This window comes from Caballeronia sp. EK (assembly GCF_014384845.1).
GTDB lineage: Bacteria > Pseudomonadota > Gammaproteobacteria > Burkholderiales > Burkholderiaceae > Caballeronia > Caballeronia jiangsuensis.
This window is the reverse complement of sequence record NZ_JACSUE010000046.1, coordinates 1-8,952: the sequence shown is the minus strand read 5'-3', so window position 1 is coordinate 8,952 and position 8,952 is coordinate 1. Positions and strand designations below refer to the sequence as shown.

The following is an 8,952-nucleotide window of genomic DNA, read 5'->3' as shown; positions in this document are numbered from 1 at the left end:
GTACCGTCTCAAGGAAGCGCGTGACCGGGCCGACAAACGCGCCCGCCAGCGCGGTCCCGGCAAATCTGCGAAAGGAGGTGAGTCGTGAAAGCCCCGCCGTTGCCCTCAGGCCGAACGCGCGGCTTGAGCTTCGTGGTGTCCGACGATTGGACGCCCGAACAGGCGCTCGCCGTGTTCGAAATACTCGATGATTTGCGCGAACTCATTTGCGCGCGCTATCTGCCCGACATACAGCACGTTCTGCGCGAGGATCGCCGGCAACGCGAACTGCTGTTCAACGAACGTGACCCGCCGTTCTGATCGACGACGCACACAACAAAGGGGCCCGCGCGGCCCCTTTGTTGTTGACTGTCTCGCTTGACCTTGCGCCGTCGTTTAACGTCGCATTTACACCGGCGCTAACACATGCCTCGCATTCATTTCGAACTTGCCGAGCAAGGCGTGCATGTTGGACGCAAACGCGTTGCCCGCCTGATGCGTCTGGCCGGCCTGTGTGGCGTAAGCCGGCGACGCTGGATCTCTACCACACGGCGGCAGCCCAACGCACGGCCCGCGCCGGATCTGGTGCAACGACACTTCAGCGCCGACGAGCCCAATCGACTGTGGGTGGCGGATGCGACCTACGTGCCCGCCGCCGAAGGGTTCCTGTATCTCACGGTGGTGCTCGACGTGTTCAGCCGCCGGATCGTGGGTTGGGCGATGTCGGATCACTTGTACACGGAACTGATGCTCAGGGCGCTCGCTATGGCTCTCGCGCAACGACGTCCCGCTGGCGTGATTCACCATAGCGATCAAGGCTGCCAATACACGTCCATTGCCTTCGGCCGCCGCTGCCGTGAGGCTGGCGTGCGTCTGTCGATGGGGACGGTGGCCGATTGCTTCGACAACGCCATGTGCGAAGCCTTCTTCGCGACACTCGAATGTGAACTGCTCGCCCGCACACACTTCCAAACCCGCGAACAGGCGCGGCAAGCGCTGTTCTCGTGGATAGAAGGTTGGTACAACGTCAGCCGTCGCCATAGCGGCATCGGTTACCGCTCGCCGATGCGCTACGAGCAACTTCACGAGGAACAAAACCGAATCGGCATCACTGGCGAGTTGTCCACCGCCGGCCGGCGTCGTGGTCGTAATAGGCGACCCGCCGACCGGCCGTGGACAACTCGCGGCACTGCCCAAACCGGAGGGAATCAATCCATTCAAAATTCAACTGCTTAACCATCCACGGAAGCGGGGCACCCCTAAAGATGCGTCAGGAGATCGCCGAACGCGACCGGGAGATCGTTGAGCGAGACCAGGAGCTCGATCGCCTGAAGGCACAGATCGACAAGCTCAGGCGCATGCACTTCGGTCGCAAATCCGAACAACTCGACCGGCATATCGATCGGCTCGAAACTCAACTTGAGGATCTGGCAGCGGGTAGCGGCGTCGCCGATGTTCGTCGCGCGCGTGCTCGTGCATCGAGTTCAGGCGCGTCTGCCACATCCTCGAAGGAAGGGGGTGCGTGGGACATTGCGAAAACAACAGCGGATTGCTTCGTCAATATTTGCCGAAAGGCACTGACCTGTCTTTCTACAGTCAGAAAGATTTCGACGCCATTGGCGACAGCCTGAACAGCCTGCCCCGCACGACTCACGCGTTCCAATTTCCATTCGAGGTCTTCGCTGCGACGCTTGCCTCAGCGAGCCAACCTCACGGTTCTAAACACGAGACTCCGTGTTGCGCTTCAGTTTGAAACCGCACAACGATGCCGCCAGCGCTGCGCGTTCATTGACGGCCATGACAGCGATCCCGCAGCAACCGGACGAACCTCAATATTGTCTCCATTTTGCAGGTAAGGCTGCGGTATAGATTGCCTCCAAGCGTATATTATTCTTCGCCTGGTCTCGTAGCGCTTCTTGCAGTTTGCCGGAAAGTAGCTTTGTGCACGTGAGGAGTTTCCTCTCCCCAAGGAGCCGCCCCTTGTGATCCACCAGCTCGTCTTTTGAAAAGCCCTTGACATTAGGATCTAGGTCGTCGGCATGATTCAGCATTGCGACCGCCAATACGCGCAGCCCTTCTGGCGAATCCAATTCCTCACCAAACATCAGGGAACTACTCGCGTACGACAATGCGGCTGCATGAGATCTGAGGAAAAAAGCCTTTTCGGCGTCGGTCAGGGCACCATGTACTGCCTCGGCCTCCGCAAAAAGCTGTTCCAGCAGGCCTTTTTGAAAACGCGCATTCGAGAAGGTCTTGAACTCGACGAAATCATCGTGATCATGCCCCACCAGCGGAAGAATGAACCGCTTCAGATCCACCTGGGCCTGCGGAGTTGTCCACTTCTGGCTCGCGCGACCGGCGGCCCCAATCATGTAACCTTCGACATACTCCGAGGGAATCACGGCCTTCACGATCTTCTCCAGCGACTGACTCGATAGTCGCGAGATGCTTTGGGCATGCAACACACGGAATTGCGCAAGGTGCGTCTGATTGAAAAGCGGATGGAACTCCGCTTTTGCCATCACCAATTCGTCAGGTTTGCCACTCGATTCATCAGGCATACGACTCCAGTCGACGGCAACGAATACATTGCTTAACTCTTCACCCGGCTCGTCGGGGGCCCGCATACCGTTCTTAAAGCCATCTTTGGTCAGCAGGATGCAAACCTCCATTTCCTTGGCAAGCAACGGAAAATATGACGATTCCGGCTCGCACATTAACTCAGAGGATATTGTCACAAACCGTTTCAATTTATCAGGAAGTACGCTTAGGTAAGTCTCGCGCAGCGCCGATGCACGCTCACCCAGCTCTTCATGCCGTTCCGCCGCATCCAGTATCTGCAGCAAACTGAAGCTGTTCTCACGAGCCCATGCGTAGCCCTCGGGTTCCGGTTGTGTCAACTGTGTCTGTGCATGCCCCAGCATGACCTTCAGTGCGGATAGGGGCCAACTCTCCACCGGGAATGAAACATCCTGATAGCTCGAGAACAGCCTTGGAAGCATCTTCTGAACAAAGGAGTTGATCGAAACACTCTTATCCTGATACTCAGGATGAGCGAGCAGGAACTCCGTGACCACAGCTTGAACATCAGGATCGTTGACACCTGCGCTCATGACATCGTCTAGCGCCTTTATCGCCACTTCCATACACTGGATCTTTCTATCACCCCCTAACCGCGCGTCTATGGCAGTCAGGATGCTGCCGGAACGAGGATTGTTCCGGTGGTTAAAAAGAACATCACGTGCTTCTGGACGGCGCAAGTCCGCTGATAGTCCAGAGAAGGTAATCTTGGAAAGCATTTCGTCGGTAAACAGATCGCGACGGATGATAGTTTCCAGCGAAAATGTCGTCTGAGCCAAGGTCGTCGCGCGCATGTCTACCAGGGACAGGTTCACCCCGCTCAGGTCCGCTCCGCTTAGGTCTGCTCCGCTCAGGTTCGCTCCGGTCAGGTTCGCGCCGCACAGGTCCGCTCTCCTCAGGTCCACTCCGCGCAGTTTCGCTCCGATCAGGTTCGCTGTGTCCAGTTTCGCTCCGCGCAGCTTCGCTCCGCACAGGTCCACTCCACGCAGGTCCACTCTGCGCAGCTGCGCTCCGCGAAGGTCCACTCTGCGCAGCTTCGCTCCGCGAAGGTTCGCTTCGCTCAGGTCCACTCCGCTCAGGTCCACTCCGCTCAGGTCCACTCCGCTCAGGTCGAATCCACGCAGGTCCACTCCGCTCAGGTTTGCTTCACACAGGGCCGCTCCGCGAAGGTTCGCCTCGCTCAGCTTCGCTCCGGTCAGCTTCGCTCCGCTCAGGTCCACTCCGCTCAGGTCGAATCCACGCAGGTCCACTCCGCTCAGGTTCGCTTCGCGCAGGGCCGCTCCGCGAAGGTTCGCCTCGCTCAGGGTCGCTCCGCTCAGGTCCACTCCGCTCAGGTCCACTCCGTAAAGGTCCGCTTCGCGCAGGTCCGCTTTGCTCAACTTCGCTCCGTGCAGCTTCGCTCCGCTCAGGTCCGCCTCGCGCAGGTCCGCTCCGCGCAGGTCCGCTTTGCTCAACTTCGCTCCGTGCAGCTTCGCTCCGCTAAGGTCCGCCTCGCGCAGGTCCGCGCGGTATAGGTCCACTCTGCTCAGGTCCACTCCGCTCAGGTTCGCTCCGCCCAGGTTCGCTTCGCGCAGGTCCACTCCGCGCAGGTCCACTCCGCGCAGGTCCACTCCGCCCAGGTCCTCCCCTTCCCGCAGCGCACTACGTCCTGCGAGCCAATCCCGTCTCGCCTGCGGGATGCGGTCAATGGCTTCCCCGTACCGGTAATCATCTGCCTCGTGCATAACAATTTCCCGTTCCAGAAGCGACTTGAGGGCATCGATGTCGCAATCCTCGATGGCAAAGGACTCCGACGTCTCGCCAGTCTTCACAGTAATGGTGAGGACTGTGCCGTTCGCGCCGGTATCCTCGGAAACCTCCAGCTCACCGCCGTGTTTCAGCCCTATTGAAACAGAATGAGTACCCGGGCCCTCAATCACGTGAGCCTTCTCGAGGATTTCCTTTTGAAGATCCACCACCGCTTGTGTGACGGCATCTTCTTTCTGGTAGCTGCTGATGCACTTACAAACCCGCTCGATGAGCAGTCCAATAAACGCAGTCAACAGGGTGATCGCCGCAGTCACTGTCCCACGTGAGCGGGAAATATTGAAGTCCCCCGCCCGTTTCCCCATGCTTTCTTCCGTGTTGGCGGTGGCGCCCCAAAAGGCTTTACTGCTAAACGTGGGAACGTTTTTGCCGTCCACGCCCAGCCGGAAGGCCTCGTGCGAGCCTCCCCCGAAACGGTTCATCTGCCCATCAATTGGAGTTTTACCGAAAAAAGCTCGTGCAAAGGTTTGTGCAGTTACAACCGGCATAGCGGAGGTGGTCCTGGTCAATTTACGCTGTTTAGCTTGCCATTGATGCACGGATCGCTGAAAAGGGGGTTCCCTTCTCCTTGCATTCGGCTTCACTATCGAACGTGCAGGACAATTCGCTTGCCCGGATGGCTGTAGGTCAACACGCTCCATGATAACTAGGATCGGGTTAACGCGCATTGGCGAATCTGCCTGAAGTTCACTAATTTGCGTGCTGTCCGACCCGCGGCCAGCCGAATCCGAGCCGATGGGGTCGAACGCCACCCTGAATTGCGGGGCGTTGATGCCTAGTGCGGCGAGCCATCGTGGCACGGCATGGCTTTCCTTTTGCAGCCGCCTATCAAGCGGTCAATGCATACGTGGACGTGTTGCGCGCGCCGGCGATGACTTGTCCTCCAGTGATGGAAACTGCCAACTATGGCAACCGCGTCCTCGCCGGTCCTCTCAAACGAAAATGCGTATTCCACGTGAAGGCGACCACTGATTCCACGGGAAGGCGACCAGCCTTTCCACGGCAAAAAGACCAGTAGGCGCTTGAGGGAACGACGCGGATAACCGTGGCACGCTCGACGATTTGTCGGGGGTGCCAGTGCCGAACAACAGGTTATCCATGCGCCAGATCAAGGAAGTGATGCGCCTGCATTTCGATTGCGGGCGAAGCAAGCGCGAGGTCGCTCGCGCCATGAACCTGTCGGCGACCGCCGTCTGGGAATACCTCCAACGTGCCAAACGGGCGGAGCTTACGTTCGAGCGTGCGCAGGTGCTCGACGACGCGGCGCTCGAGACGTTGCTGTTTCCGCCCGTACCGCCGTCGCGCTGCCCGCGCCCGATGCCGAACTGGCCGCAAGTGCATCGAGAACTGAGCAAGAAGAACGTTACGTTGGACCTGTTGTGGAGCGAGTACAAGGCCCAGGAGCCCGAAGGCTACGGCTACAGTGGTTCTGCAAGCACTACGAGCGCTGGGCGGCGGCGTTGCCGGTGACGCTTCGGCAAGTCCATGTGCCGGGCGAGAAGCTGTTCATCGACTACTCGGGCAACAAGCTTGGCATCGTTAATCCCAATACCGGCGAGATCCGCGAGGCGGAGCTGTTCGTCGCCACCCTCGGTGCTTCAAACTACACGTACGCGGAAGTGACATGGACCCAGCAGTTGCCCGACTGGATCGGTTCGCACGTCCGTGCGCTGACGTTCTTCGGCGGTTGCGTGGAGATCCTGGTGCCCGACAACCTCAAATCGGGCGTTCATAAAGCCAGCTTCTACGATCCAGTCGTCAATCGAACCTACGGCGAGATGGCGACGCATTACTCCGTGGCCATCATCCCGGCACGGTCGGGCCGGCCCCGCGACAAGGCGAAAGTAGAACAGGCGGTGCTCCAGGCTCAACGCTGGATTCTCGCGCGTCTTCGTAATCAACGGCTGTTCAGCCTTGAGGAGGCCAATCGCGCCATCGCCGCGTTGCTCGTGACGTTGAACAACAAACCCTTCAAGAAGTTATCCGGCTGCCGCCGCAGTGCGTTCGAGGAGCTCGATCGTCCAGCGCTCAGGCCGCTGCCGGAGCGTCCTTACCAATACGCGCAATGGAAAGTTGCCCGTGTGGGCATCGACTATCACGTCGAGATCGACGAGCACTACTACTCCGTGTCATACACCCATGCACGCGAGCAGGTCGAGGTGCGGTACACATCCACGACTGTCGAGATCTTCCTGCGCGGGCAGCGCATTGCCGCGCACGCACGCAGCGACCGCCAGGGCCATCACAGCACGATCTGCGCGCACATGCCACCAAATCATCGCGCCGCGACCACCGAATGGAACCCGCAACGGCTGATTAAGTTGGCAACAGACATCGGTCCGCATACCGCCGCCGTCATCGAGCACTTGCTGGGTCGGCGCCAACATCCGCAGCAAGCCTATCGCGCCTGCCTCGGCGTGTTGCGCATGGGCAGGGACTACGGGCGTGCGCGACTGGAAGCTGCCTGCCAACGTGCCATCGATCTAAAAGCGCCGAGCTACCGGTTCATTGCTTCGAGGCTCAAGAATGGCCTGGAAAGCAAGGCCGAGACAACTGCTGCCCAGACCGAACTACCGCTCATGCATGCCAACGTGCGTGGGCCTTCCTACTATCATTGATCGGAGGTCGCATGTTGCATCTTCCCACCGTCGAGCGACTCCATGAGCTACGGCTGTTCGGTATGGCGGCGGCACTCGCCGACCAGCAATCTCAGAGCAGCATTGACCAGCTTGGTTTCGAAGAACGTCTTGGACTGCTTGTCGAGCGCGAAGCCAGCGAGCGCCAGTCGCGATTGATCTCCGCCGGACTACGCCGTGCGAAGCTGCGCTTCCCCGACGCGGTTGCCGAGGACATTGACTATCGCACCGCACGCGGGCTGGATCGTGCGTTGCTCGCCCGCCTGCTCACGGGTGAATGGATTCGGGAGCGGTAGAACCTGATTCTCGTCGCGCCGACCGGTCTCGGGAAGAGTTGGCTTGCATGCGCGTTGGTCAATCAGGCTTGTCGGCAAGAGTTCTCGGCTTGTTACCTACGCATGCCGAAATTCAACGAGGAGATGGCCATCGCCCATGGCAGTGGCGGCTACGCGAAGCTGCTCGCCCAGTGGGCGAAGACCGATATCCTCCTGATGGACGACCTGGCAATGGCGCCGCTGGCCGATGCGGCGCGAAGTGATCTGCTTGAAGTTCTCGATGACCGGCACGGACTGCGCTCGACAATCATCACGAGTCAGATTCCCGTTGAGAGCTGGCATGCCGCGATTGGGGACACTTGCCGACGCGATCCTCGACCGGCTGGTCCACAATGCACACCGGCTCACGCTCGCGGGCGAATCGATGCGCAAACGCCGCAATAGTTTGACCGACAAACAGGAGTCAGCGTAAAAGCAATTCAAGCCCGCGTCGCTACGCGCAACCTGGTCGTCTTCGCGTGGAATGAGTGGTCGCCTTCGCGTGGAATCGCCGGTCTTCTTCCGTGGAATACGCACCTTCGCGGCAAGAGCAGGAAAGCCGCTACGCATGTCGGTTACGCCCGCCGCGATCCACACGCGCGTGCCCGTTGGCAGGCCGATCACGATCGCACACTCTTGAGCACCGTACACAGCGTTTCGGCGTCAACCACACCATCGACCTTGATCACCGCCCGACCAATTCGAACTTCAATCGTGCCGATGGTCCTGGTTGGCTTCGCCGTCTCCGGTTCGACCGAAGATGTAGGCGTGATGGCTACCGGCGCGTCGCTCACGACCGTCACCGGAACAAGTTCGGTCGTCCCGGCAGCTTGCTCTGCACGGTAACGCCGCCGCCACTTGAACAACATTTTCGCGTTGACGCCAGGTTCCCGGGAGAGTTTCGAAACAGAGACGCCTGGTTCACATGCAGCCGCGGCCAGGCGATGTCGAAATTCAGGGCTGTGGTTTGGGCTTCCTCTACGCGTTCCTGAGGCCAGCTTCTCTTCCGATCCCAAAGTGGTTCCCGCTACTTGAAGTCTGGTCTTTACCCACATCTTTGGCGGGTTGACTTGTAAACTTCGACGCGTGATGTTAACTTCCGCCCATACGACATTTGTGGGCGATGTTCAACATTGTCTGATGCGAGCGATCCCGATGACTGGGCAAGTGTTGAGTTCGGCGCGGCGAAACTGGGTGACGCTCGCCTAACTCAGCGCTTGATCGCACTTGCAGGTAGCTTGTCGGGCGCTCCACAATGTTCTTTTCCCCAGTCGCTTAAAGGCGCGGACCTTAAAGCTGCATACCGGTTTTTTGATAATTCGAAGGTAGATCCCGATGGCGTGCTCGGATCGCATATTGGTCGAACGCTCGAACGCATGCGGGAGGCGTCGGTCGTGTTGGCTGTACAGGACACGACCGAATTCAATCTTACGCATCTGCATGCCACGGAAGGTCTAGGCCATTGCGCAGGCCATAATCCTCACGGTTTTATGATGCATAGCATGCTGGCGGTAACCCCGGAAGGGTTGCCGTTGGGTGTGTTGGGCATGAAGACCTGGACGCGTACACCCGAGGAGCGCGGTAAGGGCGAGTTGCGCAGGCGGCGCACGATCCGGGAGAAGGAAAGCGCGAAATGG

Annotated in this window: 6 protein-coding genes and 4 pseudogenes; 8 read left to right on the top strand and 2 right to left on the bottom strand. The window is 59.2% G+C overall.

Annotation, left to right across the window (positions count from 1 at the left end; translation table 11 throughout):
* The first annotated feature begins 84 nt into the window (after window positions 1–84).
* From IAG25_RS40555 to IAG25_RS40540, 4 genes and pseudogenes are all read left to right on the top strand, one after another.
* The gene (locus IAG25_RS40555) at window positions 85–300 is read left to right on the top strand and encodes a hypothetical protein (protein ID WP_187609829.1); all 216 of its coding nucleotides are present in this window, start codon (window positions 85–87) and stop codon (window positions 298–300) included.
* 105 nt (window positions 301–405) lie between these two features.
* Window positions 406–1,065 (top strand): annotated as a pseudogene (locus tag IAG25_RS40550) (IS3 family transposase); the annotation flags it as partial.
* 179 nt (window positions 1,066–1,244) lie between these two features.
* A pseudogene (locus tag IAG25_RS40545) lies at window positions 1,245–1,493 on the top strand (IS66 family transposase); the annotation flags it as partial.
* Between the two features lie 11 nt (window positions 1,494–1,504).
* Window positions 1,505–1,732, top strand: a pseudogene (locus IAG25_RS40540) (hypothetical protein); the annotation flags it as partial.
* A gap of 76 nt (window positions 1,733–1,808) precedes the next feature.
* On the opposite strand, the gene IAG25_RS40535 reads toward IAG25_RS40540, so the two are convergent.
* Window positions 1,809–4,853, bottom strand: a complete 3,045-nt coding sequence (locus tag IAG25_RS40535) for a pentapeptide repeat-containing protein (protein ID WP_187609827.1) — start codon at window positions 4,851–4,853, stop codon at window positions 1,809–1,811.
* A 610-nt stretch (window positions 4,854–5,463) separates the two neighbouring features.
* Here IAG25_RS40535 and IAG25_RS42200 point away from each other — a divergent pair.
* The 3 genes and pseudogenes from IAG25_RS42200 (at window position 5,464) to istB (ending at window position 7,748) form a co-directional block, all read left to right on the top strand.
* Window positions 5,464–5,835, top strand: coding sequence for a hypothetical protein (locus IAG25_RS42200; RefSeq protein WP_222946872.1), 372 nt, complete (start codon window positions 5,464–5,466; stop codon window positions 5,833–5,835).
* Complete coding sequence (gene istA / locus IAG25_RS40530; protein ID WP_222946871.1) at window positions 5,745–6,983, top strand: IS21 family transposase; 1,239 nt, start codon at window positions 5,745–5,747, stop codon at window positions 6,981–6,983. Before IAG25_RS42200 ends, istA begins: the two co-directional genes overlap by 91 nt.
* Window positions 6,984–6,994: 11 nt before the next feature.
* Window positions 6,995–7,748: pseudogene (gene istB, locus IAG25_RS40525) on the top strand (IS21-like element helper ATPase IstB).
* A 187-nt stretch (window positions 7,749–7,935) separates the two neighbouring features.
* On the opposite strand, the gene tnpA reads toward istB, so the two are convergent.
* On the bottom strand, window positions 7,936–8,370 hold the full coding sequence (gene tnpA / locus IAG25_RS40520; protein WP_255504344.1) for an IS66-like element accessory protein TnpA: 435 nt from the start codon (window positions 8,368–8,370) through the stop codon (window positions 7,936–7,938).
* A gap of 78 nt (window positions 8,371–8,448) precedes the next feature.
* Here tnpA and IAG25_RS40515 point away from each other — a divergent pair.
* Window positions 8,449–8,952 (top strand): IS4/Tn5 family transposase DNA-binding protein (locus IAG25_RS40515; protein ID WP_187609826.1); only part of this gene is annotated, 504 nt, incomplete at its 3' end.